The following is an 18,419-nucleotide window of genomic DNA, read 5'->3' on the forward strand; positions in this document are numbered from 1 at the left end:
GACAGGCGCGAGTGGCTTGGGAAAGCCCGCCTATCCTGGTGGTTTCGTTCGGTTTTTCTTGTCTTCTTTCTTTCTCTCACTGGAGTGGGCGTGTACTTCACCGACCGGGGCATCGAGGAGCTGGCGCGGCGGCGCGGCGAGGAGGAGGTCAGCTTCGAGTGGCTGGCCGAGCAGTTGCGGACGTTCACCGATCTGAACCCGGACTTCGAGGTGCCGGTGGAGCGGCTGGCGACGTGGCTGGCCCGGCTGGACGACGAGGACGAGGACGAGTGAGCCGGCGGGCGCGGGGGCGGACGGGTCGCTGAACCGGGTGGTGACTCGCGACAGGTCTTGACTTCCCCTCAACGCGATATATCGTGTCTGGAGTAGCGACACGATATATCGTCGTGCGCCGTGATGCATGGAGGAGAGCCCATGGCCGCCACATCCCGGTGGGAGGTCTCCGGTGCGCAGACCCTCACCTTGGAGGAGCACCCCGTCCGCGAGCTGCGCGTCCGCCTCGTCGGCGGCACCGTCAACGTGGTGGGGACGAGCGACCCCACCGCCGAGGTGGAGATCACCGATGTCCGGGGCGAGCCGCTGATCGTCGAACAGGAGGGCGGGCTGCTGACCGTCGGCTACGAGGACCTGCCCTGGCAGAGCTTCCTCAAGGGCTGGCCGAAGCGGCCCCGGAAGCTGATGAAGCGCGAGGCCGTGGTGTCGATCAGGGTCCCGGCCGACTGCCGGCTCTCCGCCGGCACCGTGAGCGCGGCGGCCGTCGTCAGCGGCCTCACCACCGACGCCGAGGTACGCGGCGTCACCGGGCAGACCACCCTGGTCGGCCTGGCCGGCGCCGTGACCGCCGACACCGTGTCGGGGCACGTGGAGGCCCAGTCGCTCGGCGGCCCCCTCGCCTTCACCTCGGTCTCGGGCGGACTGACGGTGGTGGAGGGCCGCGGCGCCTCGCTGCGCGCCGACACCGTCAGCGGCGAACTGACCCTGGACCTCGCCCCGCCCGGCGACCTCGCCGACATCACCATCACCTCGGTCTCGGGCGACGTGGCCCTGCGGCTGCCCGACCACATCAACGCCGCGGTCGCCGGGAACACCGTGAGCGGGGCCGTCTCCAGCGCCTTCCCCGAGCTGTCCTCCCACGGCCTCTGGGGCCCCAAACAGCTCACCGGCGTCCTCGGCTCCGGCGGCGGTCGGCTGACGTGCAGCACCGTCTCCGGCGCCATCACCGTGCTGCGCCGTCCCCCCGGCGTCCACGAACAGGGCCCCTCCCCCGCCCCCGCTTCGGCTTTCCCCGCGTAAAGGACCCCCTCATGCCCCCCGTCTTCGGTCACGGCCGCCTGCGGCTGTACCTGCTCAAGCTGCTCGACGAATCACCCCGGCACGGCTACGAGGTCATCCGGCTCCTGGAGGAACGGTTCCAGGGCCGGTACGCCCCCTCCGCCGGCACCGTGTACCCGCGCCTGGCGAAGCTGGCGGCCGAGGGCCTGGTCACCCACACCGAGGAGGGCGGACGCAAGGTCTACTCCCTGACGGAGGAGGGCCGCCGGGAACTGGCGGACCGGGCCGACGAACTGGCCGCGCTGGAGCGCGAGATCAACGCGTCGCTGACCGCGCTGGCCGACGGCATCCGGGAGGATGTCAGCGGCTCGGCGCACGACCTGCGGCAGGAGATGCGGCAGGCCACGGCCCGGGCGCGGGGGGCCGGTGCGGGCGCCGGCGCCGGCGCGGGCAGCGCGGCGGGCTGGCGGGACGAGGCCCGCCGGGCCCGCCGGGAGGCCAAGCAGGCGCGCGAGGAGGTCCGCACCGAGTTCGAACAGGCCGCCCAACGCCTCCAGGAACAGGTTCGCTCGCACGCGGCGGCCGGCGACTGGCAGGGCGCGGTCCGGGTGGGCCTCGACGGCCTGAGCCACGGGCTGAACGGCTGGGGCCACGGCTTCTCCACGGGGCGCACCCCCTGGATGGGCGGCCACGAAGCGCCCGCCGGGCCCACCGAGCACGCCGACAGCGCCGAGAATGCGCAAAGCACACAGAGCCGGGAGAGCGGCGCGGAGCGCACCGAACCGGCACACGTCGCGGACCCGGCCCGCGAACTGGAACGCCTGCTGGACAAGTTCCGCGACGACATCCGCGACGCGGCCCGCGACCACGGCGTCACCCAGACCCAACTGGCCACCGCCCGCACCCGCCTGGCGGCCACAACCACCGACGTGCTGTCCCTGCTGCGCCACTCGGACGCGGGCCGCGACGAGGCACGTTAGCTCCGGGATACCTCCGATGGCCTGTGCCCGGGACCCCCGAACCCGTTGCCGTCCTGAGTTCTCGAAACGGGCCGCTCTTGCGGCTGATCGGTTTCCCAGGACGCACGGCGGCCAGCTTGTGCGCGTCCGCCGGCGACCGGAGTCCCCGGCGGGCACAGCGCCGGCCTCACCTCCGGTGAACGCGCCGGGTCAGGAGTCCATCGAATGTCAGCCGGGCAGGGTCCAGGTCATCCCGGAGCCGCCTTCACCCCGCCACAGCGTGTGCAGCCCCCCACTGCTCACCTCCAGTTTGTAGGCTCCCGGATTCGGTCGCCCCGCACGAATCCACCCCTCAAGGAGGCGGATGCGGTCGACGGCCATGGTGCTCAGTGGACCGCCATGCCGAACGACCAGTGCGTTCTTCCGCACAGTGACGCGCGCCCAGGACTGGGAGCCGGGGTGAACGAGGAGGCACTGCTGGAGGCCGGTTTCCGCCGTGAGCATCAACGACAGCACGTCCGGCTGGTGGAGATGGACCTCCATGGCGTCGCACAGCGCCATCTCGCGCAGGAAGGTGTGAGGATCTTCCCCGGATTCCGGGAGGGGCAGGACCGTCCTGTCCCCCTCCGACCCCATGGCAAGGTCGATGTGTACGGCCGCTCTGGGCGCCCGCTCATGAGGAGAGGATCTGGCAGTCATGAACATGTAGGGATCGTTCAGGAACCCACCGGCAGCGCCTCCATCGTGCCGACTCCTCAAGCAGGCGATACCGCTGCCGATATTGACCACGATGAGAGACACGGTCCCCAACTGCCGAAGCCACGGGGTGGGAATCCTCTTTACGGCACACGTAGCGAGAACACCTCCGTAGCCACCCTCCCGGGGGCTTCCCCGCCGGCCGTCTCCTGTCCGGACGTCAGGCTTGTGGCCGAGGCGGTTCAGGCGCCGCCGGGCGCTGTGGGTCAGAACAGGATCGATGTCGATCGTCGTCACCCGCTCTCCACCCAGGGCGTGACAGAGCAGTGCCGTGTTGTAGCCGGTTCCCGTACCCACTTCGAGCACATGGGCATCGTCTTCGACCGCGAATGCCTCAAGCATGTGAGCCATCAGGCTGGGCATGGTCGAAGAACTGGTGGCCGTGCCACCGGGGTCGATCTGCGTGATGAGGGAGTCGTCCGCGTAGAGCGCGTCCAGGTAGTCCGCGTCACCGCTATGACACGTGCGACGGACCCTGCCGTCGTCGAGAACGAAGCTGGGAGCGAAGTCCTCACGCGGGGTTTCCTTGAACGCGGCGATCCAACGCGGCGAGCGCAGGACGCCGGACGTCACCAATTCACCGGTCAGACGACCCCGGGCACGCTCGGAGTGCGCCGGATCGATTCCACGAGCGGACTCACTCATACGGACTCACCTTCCAGAAGATCCACCAGAGACCGGGTGATGGGCTGAGCCAGCTCGGGTATGAATCCGAACTGGCCGTTCGGATTCAGATCGACGAAGTGCCACTCGCCCTGGGGCCCAACGAGGAAGTCCATCGCCGCGTAGCGGAGATCGAAGGCAGACATCAGGCTTCGCACTCCGCGCGCGACAGCTTCCGGTACTGAGCACACCGTGAAGGTGAGCGCATGGTAGTCACGCCTGAAGTCAATCCGGGCCTCGTCGGAATGGGCGTGGATCGCGCCCGCGAACAGGCGGTTCCCCACCACCGTCAGCCGGACCTCGAACTGCTTGGCTATCCACTCCTGGAACAGATGGGCGGTGCAGGAGATCTCATCGGTGAGTTCGTCCGCCGTCAAAGGTGGGCTCGTCCAGACCGTGGCTGTGGCACCCCGAACTCCGATGGGCGACTGAGGGGCGATGGGTTTGTAGACAGCCAGACGCTCCGGCAGGGATGAGATGAAGTCCCGGGCCTCTTCGGGATCATTGGTGATGAGGGTGGAGGGGATACGGAGCCCGGATCGGACGGCGGCGGCAAGCGCCCTTGGTTTCGAGTCGGCGATGATGTTCTGTCGCGGGTGATTGATCCAAGGGCACCTCAGGGATTCGACCAGCCCGGTGAAGCCGGCCCGGGCTTCCGCACGAGCCCACACTGCGTCTTCCTCGGCAAGAGCCGGGTTGACCTCGGCCGGACCGGGGCGCCGATAGTAGACGGCGGTGACATCGTCGAACCTCAGGTCCCGGTACTGACCACGCCAGCCACCGGCCCAGTCAGCCTGCCCCGCTCCGATCCGCGCCGCGAGCTTCATCCGCCGAGGGAATTCCGCAGGATCGACCCGGTGCACGGGGACTCCCCGACGGTTGAGTTCGTGCACCACGAGGTCGGCAGGGCCGTCGAGCAGTTGCCGGGTCAGCACCAGCACCGTCATGCGCTATTCCTCCTCAGGAGCGTCGGTGTCGTCGACCGAGTCGGTGTCCTGCATCCACTGCATGTCGTGACGGGTCTGATCGGCGGTGGCGGCGGATGTTCCGGTTGCGGCCATCACCATCGGCATGCCGTCGTCCCTGAGGGAGAGCTGACGCCGGGGGCAGTACGTGGTGGGCGGAATCGCCACCGTGTTGCCTTCCGTGATCGCCCTCGCGGTACGGAGGCCGAACGGACGCCTGCGTCCCTCATTCTCGTTCTCATCAAGGTGAGTCCGTGTGACCGAGGTGTGCACAGCGTTCTCCTTTCCACTTGGTCTCTGCTTGCCGTAGGCCCAGCCCGGAGGGGGGCCTCCGACCAGTCCGGGGAGCGTGACTCGCTCCGGGCGCGGTCGTGTGACGGAGCGCCCCGGGGGGCTTCCCGCGCTTCACCGCGGGTAGTTTTGCGGGGCGTTGCATACCCTTCGAGGTTCCCTTGGGTGAACGGCGGCCGTTCTCCTGACGGAGCCGGATCTGAAGGGAGAGCGGGTGCAGTTGCGTGATACCCGCGAATCCACACGGAGCCCCGGCGCGGGGCCGTGTCTGTGCAGGCGTCAGAACCCTCAGTTGGACGTGGGATCGCGGCCGGTGATGAGGCGGTGCCACAGGCGGCCGAGGACCGTGCGGGGGCGGCGGTGCCGAGCACGGTGTATGGGGGTGCCCCCGGCCGAAGGCTGGGGGAGCAGAGGGACCGGCCGGGGAGGGTCCTTCGGGCTGAGGTAGAGGGGAACACGGATGCCGGTCGCGTCCAGCGGGGCGTCGATCATGGCCTCGCTGTAGTCGATGATCGTGTGGTGCAGCCGGTCCACGCAGCGCTCGCACGCGTAGAGGGACGCGTGATGCCCGGTGGTGGACGCGGGGCCGAGCCACAGCACCCAGGTGTGCCGGTTGGCACACCACAGCCAGCAGCGGCCGAGCACCCAGTCAGAGCTATCGCCCAAGCGCGGCGGAACGGGTCGGTCGTCGGCGTGGGTCAGATCCGGCAGCCGGGGCACGGGGGTCACCGGTCCGTCCTCCGCCGTCGGCAGGCGCGGACCGGCGGCGGGCCGATGCGGGAGGCCGAGAGTTCCGACCGGGGATGCAGCGTCAGTCGCTCCCCGCTGCGGAAGCGGACCATCTTGCCCGCACCGCCCGGAAGTTCGCACAGATCGGCGACGATCAACGTCCGGCCGCCGACGCTGATCGCGTCCCCCACCCGCACGGTGTCGGCCGTGATCGGCACCGACCACACCCACCCGCCGCTCACCGACCGGCCCCCGGTCGCCGATAGCCGATGGCCACCAACCACGCCCGCGCGGCAGCGATCACCGTCACGGCCTCCTCGTCGGTCGGCACGTCGGTCGCTTCCTGAGGCAGAACGTCGGGCGGCTCGGGCGGCTCGTGCGGCTGGTCGGGGATCACGGTGGTCATAAGTCACCTGCCACTGTCGGGGCTTGCTGGCTCCGAAGAGCACTTGCTGTGACCAGACCAACACAGAAGCGCTACGCTGGGGATGGCTTGAGCACGGATCCGCAAGTTCCTGTCCCGTCAAATGGCGCGTGTTGCTTGCATCAGCGGAGGTCACGAGCTTGAACGAGGAAGCTTCAGAGGAATACTTGACTCCCGGTCAGCGATTCGGCCGGGAAGTCAAAGAAGTACGGCTGGGCCGCAAGCTGACGCAGAAGAACCTGGGCCTGGGAACGGGCTACTCCGAGGGCTACGTCAGCAAGGTCGAGGCGGGGAAGCAGCAGCCCAGCGCCGACTTCATTGCCGGGTGCGACAAGGTCTTCGCCACGGGTGGGCTGTTCACCCGGCTCTACGCGAGCCTCCAGGAAAGCGGCACCCCGACGTGGTTCGAGCCATATCTGGCTTTGGAACGCCGTGCTTCTTGGATACTCGACTACTCGGCTGCGTGCCTCATGGGACTGCTGCAAACCGACGCATACGCCCGAGCGATCTTCCGCGCGGGGCATCCGCGTGAGGAACCGGGAGTCATCGAAGGCAAGGTTGACGGACGCATGCGTCGCCGGGATGCCCTCGAATCACCCGACCTGAGCCTCTGGGTCGTGCTGCATGAAGCGTGTTTGCGCACAGCGGTCGGTGGCCAGGCCGTGATGCGAAGTCAGCTTGACCACCTGCTGGATCTGGCATCGGGGCCCCGCGTCGATCTCCAAGTTTTGCCGTTCACGGCGGGGGCCGCAGCGGCCCACACCCTCTCATTCACCCTGCTGGGATTCGCCAGCTCCGAGCCCGTACTTTGGACGGATGACGCGACCGGTGGCAAGCTCCATCAGAAGGCGTCAACGGTCGCGTTTCACCAGGCCACGTACGATCGCCTGCGAGCCCACGCGCTCTCACCCGACGCGTCACTCGCGATGATTCGGACGGTACGAATGGAGGAGTACGGCAGTGACTGACCTCAGCGCCGCAGAGTGGGTCACGTCGTCCTACAGCGGTTCAAACGGCGGCCAGTGCGTGGCCGTTACCCGTCTGGGTGACCGCATGGCCCCCGGTGGCACCGGGCGGCAGGGAGTGCGGGACACCAAGGACCGGGCGCGTGGCACGCTCGTCTTCGCCGCAGGGCCTTGGCAGCAGTTCGTCACCGCCGTGCGGGACGGCGAAATCACCTAGCGCGATACTTCCCCTGTCTGCCAGTGCGTGGAAGCGGCCCGGGCCGCTGCACGAACGGATCGCCGCAGATCTCAGGGACGAGATCATGTCCGGCGATCGACGATCCGCCCGCCCGATTTCGGGAAGCCGAGCCCGCTCGGGTTTGCTCAGCGGGGCAGGCGGACGGCTCGGGAGATAACGCTGTCGAAGGCGCGGTCGGGCAGGATGCGGCGCAGGGAGATGAGGGGCTTGGCGCCGAAGCCGGTGGCGTAGCGGGTTTGGGGCGGCGTGCTGTGACGCTCCGTAGGACCCGTAGCCGGCGATGTTGATGAGGGCATCGATCCGGCTGGTGTCGGTGACGATGCGGTCGACACCCGTGCGCAGGGAGTCCTCGTCGGTGACGTCCACGGTCAGGGGGCGGATGTCGCGCGCGGCCAGCGATTGCAGACGGTCGGTACGCCGGGCGGCCCCGTAGACGGTGAAGCCCAGCTCCCGCAGCTTGAGTGCGGTGGCTTCACCGATGCCGGAGGAGGCACCGGTGACGAGGGCGGTGCCCGCGCCGCAGACGAGCTGACGGCCTTCCTCGGCCGCGTGATCGAGTTGTCCGTCACCGACCGTGCCGTGAAGGCAGCGGCCCAGTCCCTGGGCGCCGAACCGGGTGACCGCGCCGACGAGGACCGCGCCGGCCGCGCCGTCACCGCCCTGATCTCAGCGGGACGGCAGGACGGTGACATCCACCCCGACATCACCGTCAAGGACATCTACCTGATCTTCTCCACCGCCCCCATCGACCAGCCCGAACCCGCCCGAGCCCGATGGCTCACGCTCATCATCCCGGGTCTGACCACACGGGCCCGGCAGGAGGAAAACCGACCCCCAACGCGCTAGAGGCGCGGCGCGCCCGACAGCTGTCAAACACGCCCCAGCATGGTTGTGCCGCCGCCCCGACCGCCGAAAAGGGGCCACTCCCGGTACCAGGAGTGGCCCCTCGGGGCTGGACCGGGCGCCCGCGCAGCGAGGGACGCGGTGCGCGGGCGCCCGGGGTTCTCAGTGGGTGTCGGCCAGGGACTCCTGTGCCGCCCCGGCCACGGCCTCCGGCGTGAAGCCGTACGCGCGGAACAGGATCGCGCCGTCCGCCGAGGCGCCGAAGTGCTCCAGGGACACGATCCGTCCCGCGTCACCCGTGTACCGGTGCCAGGTCAGGCCGATGCCCGCCTCGACCGCGACCCTCGCCCGTACCGCCGGGGGCAACACCGCGTTCCGGTAGGCGCGGTCCTGCTCCTCGAACCACTCCACGCACGGCATCGACACCACGCGGGTGGCGGTGCCCTGGGCCTCCAGCAGGTCGCGGGCGGCGACCGCCAGCTGGACCTCGGAGCCGGTGGCGATCAGCACCACCTGCGGCGTGCCGCCGCTCGCCTCGGTGTGGACGTAACCGCCGCGCGCCGCGTCCTCGTTCGGCGCGTACACCGGCAGGCCCTGGCGGCTCAGCGCCAGCCCGTGCGGGGTGCCCCGGCGCAGGGCCTCGCGCCAGGCGATCGCCGTCTCGTGGGCGTCGGCCGGGCGGACCACGTTCAGGCCGGGGATGGCCCGCAGCGAGGCGAGGTGTTCCACCGGCTGGTGGGTGGGGCCGTCCTCGCCGAGGCCGATGGAGTCGTGCGTCCACACGTAAGTGATCGGCAGTCCCATGAGCGCGGACATCCGTACCGCGTTGCGCATGTAGTCGGAGAACACCAGGAAGGTGCCGCCGTACGCGCGGGTGTTGCCGTGCAGCGCGATCCCGTTCAGTGCGGCCGCCATGGCGTGCTCGCGAATGCCGAAGTGGATGGTGCGGCCGTACGGGTCGGCCTCCGGCAGCGGGTTGCCCGCCGGGAGGAAGGACGAACCGGCGTCGATCGTCGTGTTGTTGGAGCCGGCGAGGTCGGCGGAGCCGCCCCACAGTTCGGGGATCACCGGTCCCAGCGCCTTCAGTACGGCACCGGAGGCCGCGCGGGTGGCGATCTTGCCGCCCACCTCGAAGGCCGGGAGTGCGGATTCCCAGTCCTGCGGAAGGTCGCCCGCCGTGACGCGGTCGAACTGCGCCGCCCGCTCCGGCTGCGCCGTGCGCCAGGCGGCGAGGTCCTTCTCCCAGGCCAGCCGCTGCTCGCGGCCCCGATCGACGGCGCCGCGCGCGTGCGCGATCACCTCGTCCGCGACCTCGAAGGACCGCTCGGGGTCGAAGCCCAGCACCCGCTTGGTGGCCGCGACCTCCGCGGCGCCCAGCGCGGAGCCGTGCGCGGCCTCGGTGTTCTGGGCGTTCGGCGCGGGCCAGGCGATGATGGTGCGCAGCGCGATGAGTGAGGGCCGGTCGGTGACGGCCTGCGCGGCGCGGATGGCCTCGTACAGCGCCGCCGGGTCCAGGTCACCGTTCTCCTGCGGCTCGACGCGCTGCACGTGCCAGCCGTACGCCGCGTAGCGCAGTTCGGTGTCCTCGGAGACGGCGGTGACGGTGTCGCCCTCGATCGAGATGTGGTTGTCGTCCCACAGCATGATCAGGTTGCCGAGCTTCTGGTGCCCGGCGAGCGAGGACGCCTCCGCCGCGATGCCCTCCTGGAGGCAGCCGTCGCCCGCGATCGCGTAGATGTAGTGGTCGAACGGGGAAGCACCGAAAGGCGTCTCCGGGTCGAACAGGCCGCGCTCGTAGCGGGCGGCCATGGCCATGCCCACCGCGTTCGCGACGCCCTGCCCCAGCGGCCCGGTCGTGGTCTCCACCCCGGCCGTGTGCCCGTACTCCGGGTGACCGGGGGTCAGGGAGCCATGCCGCCGGAACGCCTTCAGGTCCTCCAGCTCCAGGCCGAATCCGGCCAGGTACAGCTGGATGTACAGCGTCAGCGAGGCGTGGCCGGCCGACAGCACGAACCGGTCGCGGCCACTCCACGCGGGGTCGGCCGGGTCGTGCCGCATCACCTTCTGGAAGAGGGTGTACGCGGCCGGCGCCAGCGTCATCGCCGTACCGGGGTGGCCGTGACCCGCGTGCTGCACGGCGTCGGCGGCCAGGATCCGGGCGGTGTCCACCGCCCGGCGGTCCAGGTCGGACCAGGTGAACTCGGCAGTCATCAGCGCTTGATGTCCTTGATCTTCAGCATCCGCGTGATGACCTTGTCCAGCTCCTCGTCCTCGAAGACCTTCTTCCAGTCGTCACGGACGATCGACTCGCGGCCGTAGTCCATGGCGATCAGGCAGGCGTCCGAGAACGGGTTGGAGCCCTTGAGGGTGTTGGCCAGCGCGACCTGGGTGTGGCCCAGCAGCATGGCGCGGGCGGCCTTCTCCGGCACGCCGACGGTGTGCACGGTCTCGTGCAGCGCCTCGGTGAGCAGCGCGCCCACCATGCAGGCGATGGTCTCCACCAGGGTCGGCTCCAGGACGGCGAGCTGCTTGACCGTCACCCAGTGCACGTCCACGACCGGCGCGTACATGACGCGGATGACGGCCTCGGCCAGCTCCTGCTTGGCGGCGTCGCCGCCCTCGTACGCGGCCACCACCTCCTGCGGGGCGGCGATCCCGCCGAAGGTGTCCTGCCACTCCTCCTTGGTGGTGCGCTCCAGGAAGACGGAGGGGTGGCAGGGGTGCGCACAGGCGTAGTGGATGTCCTCGCGCTCGTGCAGCAGCCCGGCGTAGGCGGCGGCCGGGTCCAGGGTGAGGACGATGGTGCCGGGCTTCATCAGCGGGACGAGTTCGGCGGAGACGGTGCCCAGGACGACGTCCGGCACGGCCAGGATGACGACGTCGGCCTGCGCGGCGGCGTCGGCGGACTCGGTCAGTTCACGGCCCAGGCCGGTGATGAGTTCCTGGCCCTTGGGGGACGCCTCGCTGAACAGCACCCGGAAGTCGCTGCGCACGAGGTTGTTGGAGACGCGCTGGCCCATCTTGCCGGCGGCCCCGATGACGGCGACGGTACGGGTGGGGGTCTCGGTGGTCATGACGCGCTCCTCAAAAGGGTGGTGATGCTGTGCCGGGTCCACCGCTCCTCGATGCGGGCGGTGGCGTCGAAGCCCTCGTCCTGCCAGGGGAGCCAGTGTTCGACGATCTGGTTGATGCCGCGCTGGTGCGGCCGCACGGCGGCGATCATGCCGTCGTAGTCCAGGAGTCCTTCGCCCAGCGGGCAGCCGGCGTAGGTGAAGCCGACCCAGCCGTCGCGGCGGGTGAAGGAGAAGTCCTTGACGTGGATGTTGACGACGTACGGGGCGGTGGCCGCCACGACGTCGACGGGCCGCTCCAGGCGGGCCACGCTGTTGCCCGGGTCCAGGACGACGCCCAGCTGGGGGCGGTCCACGCCGCGTACGACGGTGAGCAGGTCGTCGGTGGAGACCTGCTCGTACGTCTCCAGGCCCAGCGTCACCCCGGCCGCCGCGTACCGCTCGACGGCGGGGCGCAGCAGGGCGATCGCCTCGTCGGTGGTCGGCCGGTGGTCGGCGGTGTTGAGCATGGAGCGCACCAGGGTGACGCCGAGGGCCTCGGCGATCTCCAGGTAGCGCGCCAGGTGTTCGGTGCGGACGCCGCGGGTGCCGAGTTCCAGGGTCAGGCCCAGGTCCTCGGCGGTGGCCCGCAGGTCGGCGAGGGCCGCCGCGTCGTACTCCTCGATGAGCGGGTAGTCGCAGATCTGGAAGGCCTGGCCGCCCAGGGCGTGGGTGTCGGCCAGCATCTCGGGGAGGGTCAGCGGGCGCGGGGCGCGCTGCGAGATGCGCCAGAAGTACGCGTAGGTGCTGATGCCGTACGCCATCACGCCACCTCGGCCAGTTCGTCGAGGATGCGCTCGATGGCGGTGACGTCGTGGGCGAAGCGGCCCAGGAACAGGCCGCCGGCGGCGGGTGCGATCCGGGTGAGCAGGCCGGGGCCCGCGCTGCCGCCGTAGATGACGGTGGAGCCGGCGTGCTGCGGCTGGGCGTCCAGCCACTGGCGCAGCGCGCCGCACACGGTGGTGATGTGGGTGGCGGAGGCCGGTTCGGGTGCGCCGATGGCCCACTGCGGCTCGTAGGCGACGGTGACGGGTCCGGTCAGGCCGTGCAGCAGCCGCTCGGTCTCGGCGACGGTGCGGCGGGCGGCCTCGGCGGGGTCGGCCTCGTCGCGTTCGCCGACGCACAGCACGGGGGTGAGGCCGTTGCGCAGTGCGGCGGCGGTCTTGGCGGCCACGACGGTGTCGCCCTCGCCGTACAGGCGGCGGCGTTCGGCGTGGCCGACCTCGGCGTAGCGGCAGCCGATCTCGGCGAGGGAGGGGCCGCCGACCTCGCCGGTGTACGGGCCGCTGTCCTCGGTGGCGATGTCCTGGGCGCCGACGGCGACGCCGCTGCCGGCGAGGATGCCGGCGACGGGGACGATCGCCGGGAAGGCGGGCAGCACGAACATCCGGGCGGCGCCGCTCGTGGTGACCGGGTGACGGGTGGCGAGTGCGGCGACCTGTTCCGCCCAGCGCAGTGTCTGCCGGTGGCCGAAGTACATCTTCAGGCTCACCCCCAGCAGCACGGGCGCGTCAGGGGTGGTCATCAGGCGGCCTCGCTGTCCTGCTGGTCCTCGTAGTCGCACATCAGCTGGACCTTGCCGGCCGACGCCGAGGCGGTGTCGAAGCGGTAGGTGAGCCATTCGCGGGCCAGGCGGCGGGCGAGTTCGAGGCCGATGACACGCTGGCCGAAGGTGAGGACCTGGGCGTTGTTGGAGAGGATGGCGCGCTCGACGGAGAAGGAGTCGTGCGCGGTGACGGCGCGGATGCCCTTGACCTTGTTGGCGGCGATGGCCACGCCCAGGCCGGTGCCGCACACCAGCAGCGCGCGGTCGGCGTCGCCGCGCGCGACGATCTCGGCGGCGGCTATCGCGATGGTGGGGTAGGCGGTGTGCCCGTCGGCGTCCACGCCCACGTCGGTGACCGAGGCGACCAGGCCGGACGCCTCCAGGTCCTTCTTGAGGGCTTCCTTGTACTGGTAGCCGGCGTCGTCGCAGCCGACGACGATGCGGAGCTTGTCGGTCATCTCAGTTTTCCCCGGTGGTGTCGGTGAGGACGCCGTGCACGGCGCGGACGATGAGGGCGAGCGAGTGGGCGCCGGCGTCGGGGGTGCCGAGGGACTTCTCGGCGTGCGGGCGGGCGCGGCCCATCTGCGGCAGCAGATCGGCGGTGGCGGCGGCGGCCGTGGTGGCGGCGGTCGCGGCGCGGTCCCAGGCGGCGGCGGTGCGGGCACCGGCGGCGGTCTCGACGGCGAGCGTGTCGGCGAACGGGACGAGGACATCGACCATCGTCTTGTCGCCGACCCGGGCGCCGCCGATCCGCCGTACCTCGTCGCAGGCGCGGGTGACGCCGGCGGAGACGGTGGCGGCGGTGGGCCGTTCGCTGTCGCCGAGGGCGTCGCCGACCGCGTGCAGGATGGTGCCCCACAGGGCGCCGGAGGTGCCGCCGGCCCGGTCGGCCCAGGCGTCGGCGGCGCGGTGCAGGACGGTGCCGGCGCCCGCGCCGCGCTCGTGCGCGGTGCGGGCTGCGGTGTCGGCGGCGGTGGCGCCGCGCAGCATGCCGATGCCGTGGTCGCCGTCGCCGGCGACGGCGTCGATGCGGCCGAGTTCGTCGGCGTGCTCCTCGACGGTGGCGGCGATGACCCGCAGCGCGGCGGCGGCGGTTCCGGCGGTCTGCCGGGAGGCCGGGGTGGAGTCGGGGATGACGTCCTCGGCCTCGGCCCCCTCGGCGGGTTCCGCCGTCGCGGCGGGCGCCGTGGGTGCGGCCACGGCTCCCTTGCGGTAGGCGGGAGTGTCGGCGGGCGCGGTCCACAGCGTTTCGAGCCGCTCGTCGAGCCAGGTCAGGGTCAGCGAGACGCCGGCCATGTCGAAGCTGGTGACGAGTTCACCGGCCTCGGGCTCGACGGCGGTGACGCCGGCTTCTTCCAGGAGCTGGGCGACGCGGTGGTAGACGACGAACAGCTCTTCGTACTTCACCGAGCCGAGCCCGTTGAGGATGACGGCGGCGCGGCGCCCGCGCGGGGCGTCGACGCCGTCGGGGAGTTCGTTCAGCAGGCTGGCGACGAGCAGCTCGGCGGCCCGGTCCGCGCTGGGCAGGGCCTCCTCGCCGATGCCGGGTTCGCCGTGGATGCCCAGGCCGACCGCCATCCGCCCCTCGGGGACGGTGAACAGCGGCCGGCCGGCGCCCGGCAGGGTGCAGCCGGAGAAGGCGATGCCGAAGGAGCGGGTGCGGGCGTTGGCGTGCGCGGCGACGGCGATCACCTCCTCCAGCGGCAGCCCGGCCTCGGCGGCGGCGGAGGCCGCCTTGAAGACGGGCAGGTCGCCGGCGATGCCGCGCCGCTTGGCGTGCTCGGCGGCCGGGGCGCTGGAGATGTCGTCGGTGACGGCGAAGGTCTCGGCCCGTACGCCCTCGGCGGTGAGCCGGTCGGCGGCCTGCCCGAAGTGCAGGACGTCCCCGGCGTAGTTGCCGAACATCAGCAGCACACCGGCGCCGCCGTCCGCCGCCTTCGCGACGGTGCGGATCTGCTGCGCGGAGGGCGAGGCGAAGACGTTGCCGACCGCCGCGCCGTGGGCCAGGCCCGCGCCGACCAGGCCGGAGAAGGCCGGGTAGTGACCCGAGCCGCCGCCGATGACGACCGCGACCTGCCCTGCCGGGGTGCCCCCGGCGCGGACCACCCCGCCCGTCACCGGGCGTACCCAGCGGCGGTGTGCCGCGACGAAGCCGGCGAGGGCCTCGTCCGCGAAGGCGGCGGGGTCGTTGAACAGTCGGGTCATCGGGCGGCCTCCACCGGCTCGCGGTCGCCGCCGCCGTCCCCGTCGCCCGCCACCTGGTCGGTGGTGCGGCCGTCGCGGGCGGCGAGGGAGATGATCAGTACGGCGGACAGCAGCATGAAGAAGCCGACGACGTACAGGGACGCGTAGTAGCTGCCGGTCCAGTCCCGGATCCAGCCGGTGAAGTAGCTGGCGCCGAAGCCGGCGATGTTGCCCATCGTGTTGATCAGGGCGATGCCGGCCGCGGCGGCGGCACCGGTGAGGAACCGGGAGGGCACGGACCAGAACACCGGCAGGGCGGCGAAGATCGCGCACGCGGTGATGGTGATCACGGCGACGGTCGCGGCGGGCGAGCCCATGTACAGGGCCAGCGGGATGGAGAGACCGCCGACGATCGCGGGTCCGGCGATGTGCCAGGTGCGGGTGCCGTGCTTGGTGGCGTGCCGGGTCCAGAAGAACAGCACGATGGCGGCAGGCAGGTACGGGATGGCGGTGATCCAGGCCTTGTCCATCACGGAGAAGGTGGTGTCGTACTGCTCCTGGAAGCCGCTGATGATCGTCGGCAGGAAGAAGGCGAGCGCGTACAGGCCGTAGATGAAGCCGAAGTAGACCAGGCCGAGCACCCACACGCGGGCGTTGGTGAAGGCGGCCTTGAGGGCGTCCTTGCCGTGGTTCGCCTTGGCGCCGGTCTTGCCCTCGCTCTCCTCCTCCAGCTTGGTGGTCAGCCACTCCTGCTCGGCGGGGGTGAGCCACTTGGCGTCGGCGGGCCGGTCGCTCAGGTAGAACCAGGCGACGATGCCGAGCACGATGGCGGGGATCGACACGAACAGGAACATCACGCGCCAGCCCTCGAGGCCGAACAGCCCGTGGTGGCCGATGAGCCAGCCGGCGAGCGGGGCGCCGAGCACGGTGGTCAGCGGCTGGGCCAGGTAGAACAGCCCGAGGATCTTGGTGCGGTGGCGGCCGGGCACCCACTGGCTGAGGAAGAGGATCGCGCCGGGGAAGAACCCGGCCTCGGCGACACCCAGCAGGAAGCGCAGCACGTAGAGCTGGCCGGTGCTGTCCACCCAGGTGAACAGCAGCGAGACAACGCCCCAGGTGACCATGATCCGGGCCAGCCAGCGGCGGGCTCCGAACCGGTGCAGGGCCATGTTGCTCGGCACTTCCAGCACGATGTAGCCGAGGAAGAAGATCCCGGACGCGAAGCCGAACTGGGCGGCGGTGAGGGCCAGGTCGTCGCCCATGCCGTTGGGCTCGGCGAAGGATATGGCCGTCCGGTCCAGATAGTTCACGAAGAACATCAGTGCCACGAAGGGCACCAGACGGATCGAGATCTTCTTGATCGCAGATCTCTCCACTGGCGTGGTGTGGGCGTCAGCACCCATGGTGACTCCTCGGCTCGCCGGACAACTCCGTCCGGGTGGGTCCTTCCGGCAGTGCCATGAGCGGCGGCTCTCTGCCGGACTGCGGACACGCTAAGCCTCAACTGGTAAATTGGTCACCAATTCATGTGAGTGATGAATATCACATAACGGGCTGTATCCCCACACTTGACGTTCCGCTGAACATTTCGGATGGATCGCGGCCGTCGCTGCGCACGCCGTCCATCTGGTGTACTGGTGTGCGTGACCACCCAGTCAGATCAGCAGCCCGCCGCCAGCCCCGACTTGGCCCAGCTCCTGCGCCCCGTGGTGCGGGAGTCCTCCGTCAGCGAGGTCGCCAAGCGGCTGCTCGACCATCTGACCTCCGGCGACATCCGGCCCGGCACCAGGCTGCCCGCGGAACGCCAGCTCGCCGAGGCGCTGGGCGTCGCCCGCTCCAGCGTGCGCGGCGCGCTGTCCGCGCTGGACGTGCTCGGCATCATCGAGATACGGCCCGGCTCCGGCTCGTACGTGCGCGAGGGCACCTCGGAATTCCTGCCGCGCGCCATCAACTGGGGCCTCATGCTGGGCCAGCGGCGCACCCGCGACCTGGTCGAGGTCCGCACCCACATGGAGGCCGTCTCGGCCCGGCTGGCCGCGCAGCGCACCTCGGACGCGGATGTCGTCCTGCTGGAGGAGCACCTTCAGCACATGCGGGACGCGGGCGGCGACGCCAAGGCGTTCATCGAGGCGGACATCGCGTTCCACCTGGAGACCGCGCGGATCGCCGGGAACACCGTCCTCAGCGACATCCTGCACAGCATCCGGGCGCTGCTCCAGGTGTGGATGGAGCGGGTCAGCGACATCGAGGGCACCGTCAGCGGCACCCTGTGCGAGCACGACGCCATCCTCAAGGCCATCCGCGACCGTGACCCCGAGGGCGCCGACCGCGCCATGGCCGAACACATGCGGATGGCCAACGAGCGGCTCAGCGCGGCGATGGAGCACGCGAGCTGACGGCGGGGCCCGCCCGGCCCCACCCCGCCGCGCCGCGCACCGCCTCAGACCGTGAACACGATCTTCCCGTAGAGATCACCGGCGGCCATCCGCGCGAACCCCTCGCGGGCCCGGTCCAGCGGCAGCACCGTGTCGATGACGGGCCGCACCCCCTTGGCGGCGCAGAAGCCGAGCAGCCCCGCCAACTCCTCCCGCGTGCCCATCGTGGAGCCGGCCACCGTCAGCTCCAGGAAGAAGATCCGCTGCAACTCGGCGGCCGGCGGGTTCGAACCGCTGGTGGTCCCGGAGATCACCACGGTCCCCCCGGGCCGCAGGGACTTCAGCGAGTGCGACCAGGTGGCGGCACCCACCGTCTCCAGCACCGCGTCCATCCGGTGCGGCAGCCGGACGCCGGGCTCGAAAACCGCCTCGGCGCCCAACTCCAGCGCCCGCCGCCGCTTGTGCTCCTCCCGGCCGGTCACGAACATCCGCAGCCCGGCCGCCGCGCCCAGCACGATCGCCGCCGTCGCCACTCCCCCGCCCGCGCCCTGCACCAGCACGCTGTCCCCCGGCCGGACCCCGGCCTTGGTGAACAGCATCCGGTACGCCGTCAGCCAGGCCGTGGGCAGCGCCGCGGCCTCCTCGAAGGACAGCGCGGGCGGCTTGGGCAGCACATTGCCGGCCGGCACCGCGACCCGCTCGGCGAGGGTGCCCTGGTACTTCTCGGACAGCAGGGTGCGGCGCGCGCCGCCGATCACCGGGTACACCACCACCTCGTTGCCGTCCTCGTCGACCCCGGCGCCGTCGCACCCCAGGATCATCGGCAGCAAGGCGGCGTCCAGCCCCACCCCGCGCAGCGACCACAGATCGTGGTGGTTGAGCGCCGCCGCCCGCAACCGCACCACCGTCCAGCCCGGCGGCACCTCCGGCTCGGGCCGCTCCCCCAGTTCCAGGGCGGACAGCGGGTCTTCGGCGTCCAGGCGTGCTGCGTAGGCGGCAAACATGAGGTCAACGCTATCCCTTGGCCGTTCCGCAGGGAGGTACTTCGGTGGGACGATGAGAGGTCGCCTCCGACCAGGAGGCCCACAGCAGTTCGGGG

The 18,419-nt window shown here is 70.9% G+C and carries 21 protein-coding genes and 1 pseudogene; 7 read left to right on the top strand and 15 right to left on the bottom strand.

All coding sequences use genetic code 11. The features are described from left to right. Positions 1 to 90: 90 nt before the first annotated feature. The 3 genes from H7827_RS07780 to H7827_RS07790 all read left to right on the top strand — a co-directional run bounded on the left by H7827_RS07780 (position 91) and on the right by H7827_RS07790 (position 2,252). Positions 91 to 273, top strand: coding sequence for a DUF6104 family protein (locus tag H7827_RS07780; protein ID WP_046724799.1), 183 nt, complete (start codon positions 91 to 93; stop codon positions 271 to 273). Positions 274 to 414: 141 nt separating this feature from the next. Next, positions 415 to 1,293, top strand: a complete 879-nt coding sequence (locus tag H7827_RS07785) for a DUF4097 family beta strand repeat-containing protein (RefSeq protein ID WP_432743709.1) — start codon at positions 415 to 417, stop codon at positions 1,291 to 1,293. A gap of 11 nt (positions 1,294 to 1,304) precedes the next feature. Beyond that, positions 1,305 to 2,252 (top strand): PadR family transcriptional regulator, encoded by a 948-nt coding sequence (locus H7827_RS07790; RefSeq protein ID WP_432743711.1) that lies wholly within the window; start codon positions 1,305 to 1,307, stop codon positions 2,250 to 2,252. 207 nt (positions 2,253 to 2,459) lie between these two features. Here the strand turns inward: H7827_RS07790 and H7827_RS07795 are convergent, their stop codons facing one another. The 6 genes from H7827_RS07795 to H7827_RS07820 form a co-directional block, all read right to left on the bottom strand. Next, the gene (locus H7827_RS07795) at positions 2,460 to 3,632 is read right to left on the bottom strand and encodes a methyltransferase domain-containing protein (protein ID WP_432743713.1); all 1,173 of its coding nucleotides are present in this window, start codon (positions 3,630 to 3,632) and stop codon (positions 2,460 to 2,462) included. Beyond that, complete coding sequence (tgmB, locus tag H7827_RS07800) at positions 3,629 to 4,597, bottom strand: ATP-grasp ribosomal peptide maturase (RefSeq protein ID WP_432743715.1); 969 nt, start codon at positions 4,595 to 4,597, stop codon at positions 3,629 to 3,631. The genes H7827_RS07795 and tgmB overlap by 4 nt, the downstream gene beginning before the upstream one ends. A 3-nt stretch (positions 4,598 to 4,600) precedes the next feature. Continuing rightward, entirely contained in the window at positions 4,601 to 4,888 is a 288-nt protein-coding gene (gene tgmA, locus H7827_RS07805; RefSeq protein WP_432743717.1) for a putative ATP-grasp-modified RiPP, read from the bottom strand. Positions 4,889 to 5,194: 306 nt separating this feature from the next. Next, the gene (locus H7827_RS07810; RefSeq protein WP_432743719.1) at positions 5,195 to 5,635 is read right to left on the bottom strand and encodes a hypothetical protein; all 441 of its coding nucleotides are present in this window, start codon (positions 5,633 to 5,635) and stop codon (positions 5,195 to 5,197) included. Beyond that, entirely contained in the window at positions 5,632 to 5,853 is a 222-nt protein-coding gene (locus tag H7827_RS07815) for a hypothetical protein (RefSeq protein ID WP_432743721.1), read from the bottom strand. The genes H7827_RS07810 and H7827_RS07815 overlap by 4 nt, the downstream gene beginning before the upstream one ends. Positions 5,854 to 5,873: 20 nt before the next feature. Further along, entirely contained in the window at positions 5,874 to 6,041 is a 168-nt protein-coding gene (locus H7827_RS07820) for a hypothetical protein (protein WP_432743723.1), read from the bottom strand. 158 nt (positions 6,042 to 6,199) lie between these two features. On the opposite strand from H7827_RS07820, the gene H7827_RS07825 reads away from it, so the two are divergent. Together H7827_RS07825 and H7827_RS07830 are read left to right on the top strand one after the other, a co-directional pair. Continuing rightward, positions 6,200 to 7,027 carry a helix-turn-helix domain-containing protein gene (locus tag H7827_RS07825; protein ID WP_432743725.1) on the top strand — a complete coding sequence of 276 codons (828 nt, stop codon included), beginning with the start codon at positions 6,200 to 6,202 and terminating at the stop codon, positions 7,025 to 7,027. Further along, entirely contained in the window at positions 7,020 to 7,241 is a 222-nt protein-coding gene (locus H7827_RS07830) for a DUF397 domain-containing protein (RefSeq protein WP_432743727.1), read from the top strand. The genes H7827_RS07825 and H7827_RS07830 overlap by 8 nt, the downstream gene beginning before the upstream one ends. Before the next feature lie 330 nt (positions 7,242 to 7,571). On the opposite strand, the pseudogene H7827_RS07835 reads toward H7827_RS07830, so the two are convergent. Then, positions 7,572 to 7,742: pseudogene (locus H7827_RS07835) on the bottom strand (oxidoreductase); the annotation flags it as partial. Between H7827_RS07835 and H7827_RS07840 the strand changes: the two are divergent. Next, complete coding sequence (locus H7827_RS07840) at positions 7,662 to 8,108, top strand: hypothetical protein (RefSeq protein ID WP_432743729.1); 447 nt, start codon at positions 7,662 to 7,664, stop codon at positions 8,106 to 8,108. The pseudogene H7827_RS07835 and the gene H7827_RS07840 overlap by 81 nt on opposite strands. 159 nt (positions 8,109 to 8,267) lie before the next feature. On the opposite strand, the gene tkt is transcribed toward H7827_RS07840, so the two are convergent. The 7 genes from tkt to H7827_RS07875 are packed head-to-tail and all read right to left on the bottom strand — an operon-like array spanning position 8,268 to position 16,348. Then, positions 8,268 to 10,316 carry a transketolase gene (tkt, locus tag H7827_RS07845; protein WP_432743731.1) on the bottom strand — a complete coding sequence of 683 codons (2,049 nt, stop codon included), beginning with the start codon at positions 10,314 to 10,316 and terminating at the stop codon, positions 8,268 to 8,270. Further along, complete coding sequence (locus tag H7827_RS07850) at positions 10,316 to 11,179, bottom strand: phosphogluconate dehydrogenase C-terminal domain-containing protein (protein WP_030733449.1); 864 nt, start codon at positions 11,177 to 11,179, stop codon at positions 10,316 to 10,318. Before H7827_RS07850 ends, tkt begins: the two co-directional genes overlap by 1 nt. After that, positions 11,176 to 11,979, bottom strand: a complete 804-nt coding sequence (locus H7827_RS07855; RefSeq protein ID WP_432743733.1) for a sugar phosphate isomerase/epimerase family protein — start codon at positions 11,977 to 11,979, stop codon at positions 11,176 to 11,178. Before H7827_RS07855 ends, H7827_RS07850 begins: the two co-directional genes overlap by 4 nt. Continuing rightward, positions 11,979 to 12,740 (bottom strand): triose-phosphate isomerase, encoded by a 762-nt coding sequence (locus tag H7827_RS07860; RefSeq protein WP_432743735.1) that lies wholly within the window; start codon positions 12,738 to 12,740, stop codon positions 11,979 to 11,981. Before H7827_RS07860 ends, H7827_RS07855 begins: the two co-directional genes overlap by 1 nt. Beyond that, positions 12,740 to 13,219 carry a ribose-5-phosphate isomerase gene (locus H7827_RS07865; RefSeq protein WP_030733443.1) on the bottom strand — a complete coding sequence of 160 codons (480 nt, stop codon included), beginning with the start codon at positions 13,217 to 13,219 and terminating at the stop codon, positions 12,740 to 12,742. The genes H7827_RS07860 and H7827_RS07865 overlap by 1 nt, the downstream gene beginning before the upstream one ends. 1 nt (position 13,220) lies before the next feature. Next, entirely contained in the window at positions 13,221 to 14,966 is a 1,746-nt protein-coding gene (locus H7827_RS07870) for a dihydroxyacetone kinase family protein (protein WP_432743737.1), read from the bottom strand. After that, positions 14,963 to 16,348, bottom strand: coding sequence for an MFS transporter (locus H7827_RS07875; protein WP_386537790.1), 1,386 nt, complete (start codon positions 16,346 to 16,348; stop codon positions 14,963 to 14,965). The genes H7827_RS07870 and H7827_RS07875 overlap by 4 nt, the downstream gene beginning before the upstream one ends. 234 nt (positions 16,349 to 16,582) lie before the next feature. Between H7827_RS07875 and H7827_RS07880 the strand changes: the two genes are divergently transcribed. Further along, complete coding sequence (locus H7827_RS07880) at positions 16,583 to 17,341, top strand: FadR/GntR family transcriptional regulator (protein WP_386537789.1); 759 nt, start codon at positions 16,583 to 16,585, stop codon at positions 17,339 to 17,341. 44 nt (positions 17,342 to 17,385) lie between these two features. On the opposite strand, the gene H7827_RS07885 is transcribed toward H7827_RS07880, so the two are convergent. Further along, positions 17,386 to 18,324: a zinc-binding dehydrogenase gene (locus tag H7827_RS07885; RefSeq protein WP_432743740.1), complete on the bottom strand. Its 939-nt coding sequence runs from the start codon at positions 18,322 to 18,324 to the stop codon at positions 17,386 to 17,388. Positions 18,325 to 18,419 lie beyond the last annotated feature (95 nt).

The organism is Streptomyces sp. JH002 (assembly GCF_050916115.1).
Classification (GTDB): Bacteria; Actinomycetota; Actinomycetes; order Streptomycetales; family Streptomycetaceae; genus Streptomyces; species Streptomyces xiamenensis.

Coding starts and splice junctions, on each gene's coding strand:
- H7827_RS07790 (WP_432743711.1), top strand. CDS start 1,305: ATGCCCCCCGTCTTCGGTCACGGCCGCCTGCGGCTGTACCTGCTCAAG.
- H7827_RS07850 (WP_030733449.1), bottom strand. CDS start 11,179: ATGACCACCGAGACCCCCACCCGTACCGTCGCCGTCATCGGGGCCGCC.
- tgmB (WP_432743715.1), bottom strand. CDS start 4,597: ATGACGGTGCTGGTGCTGACCCGGCAACTGCTCGACGGCCCTGCCGAC.
- H7827_RS07870 (WP_432743737.1), bottom strand. CDS start 14,966: ATGACCCGACTGTTCAACGACCCCGCCGCCTTCGCGGACGAGGCCCTC.
- H7827_RS07875 (WP_386537790.1), bottom strand. CDS start 16,348: ATGGGTGCTGACGCCCACACCACGCCAGTGGAGAGATCTGCGATCAAG.
- tkt (WP_432743731.1), bottom strand. CDS start 10,316: ATGACTGCCGAGTTCACCTGGTCCGACCTGGACCGCCGGGCGGTGGAC.
- H7827_RS07865 (WP_030733443.1), bottom strand. CDS start 13,219: ATGACCGACAAGCTCCGCATCGTCGTCGGCTGCGACGACGCCGGCTAC.
- H7827_RS07860 (WP_432743735.1), bottom strand. CDS start 12,740: ATGACCACCCCTGACGCGCCCGTGCTGCTGGGGGTGAGCCTGAAGATG.
- H7827_RS07885 (WP_432743740.1), bottom strand. CDS start 18,324: ATGTTTGCCGCCTACGCAGCACGCCTGGACGCCGAAGACCCGCTGTCC.
- H7827_RS07785 (WP_432743709.1), top strand. CDS start 415: ATGGCCGCCACATCCCGGTGGGAGGTCTCCGGTGCGCAGACCCTCACC.
- H7827_RS07855 (WP_432743733.1), bottom strand. CDS start 11,979: ATGGCGTACGGCATCAGCACCTACGCGTACTTCTGGCGCATCTCGCAG.
- H7827_RS07795 (WP_432743713.1), bottom strand. CDS start 3,632: ATGAGTGAGTCCGCTCGTGGAATCGATCCGGCGCACTCCGAGCGTGCC.
- H7827_RS07820 (WP_432743723.1), bottom strand. CDS start 6,041: ATGACCACCGTGATCCCCGACCAGCCGCACGAGCCGCCCGAGCCGCCC.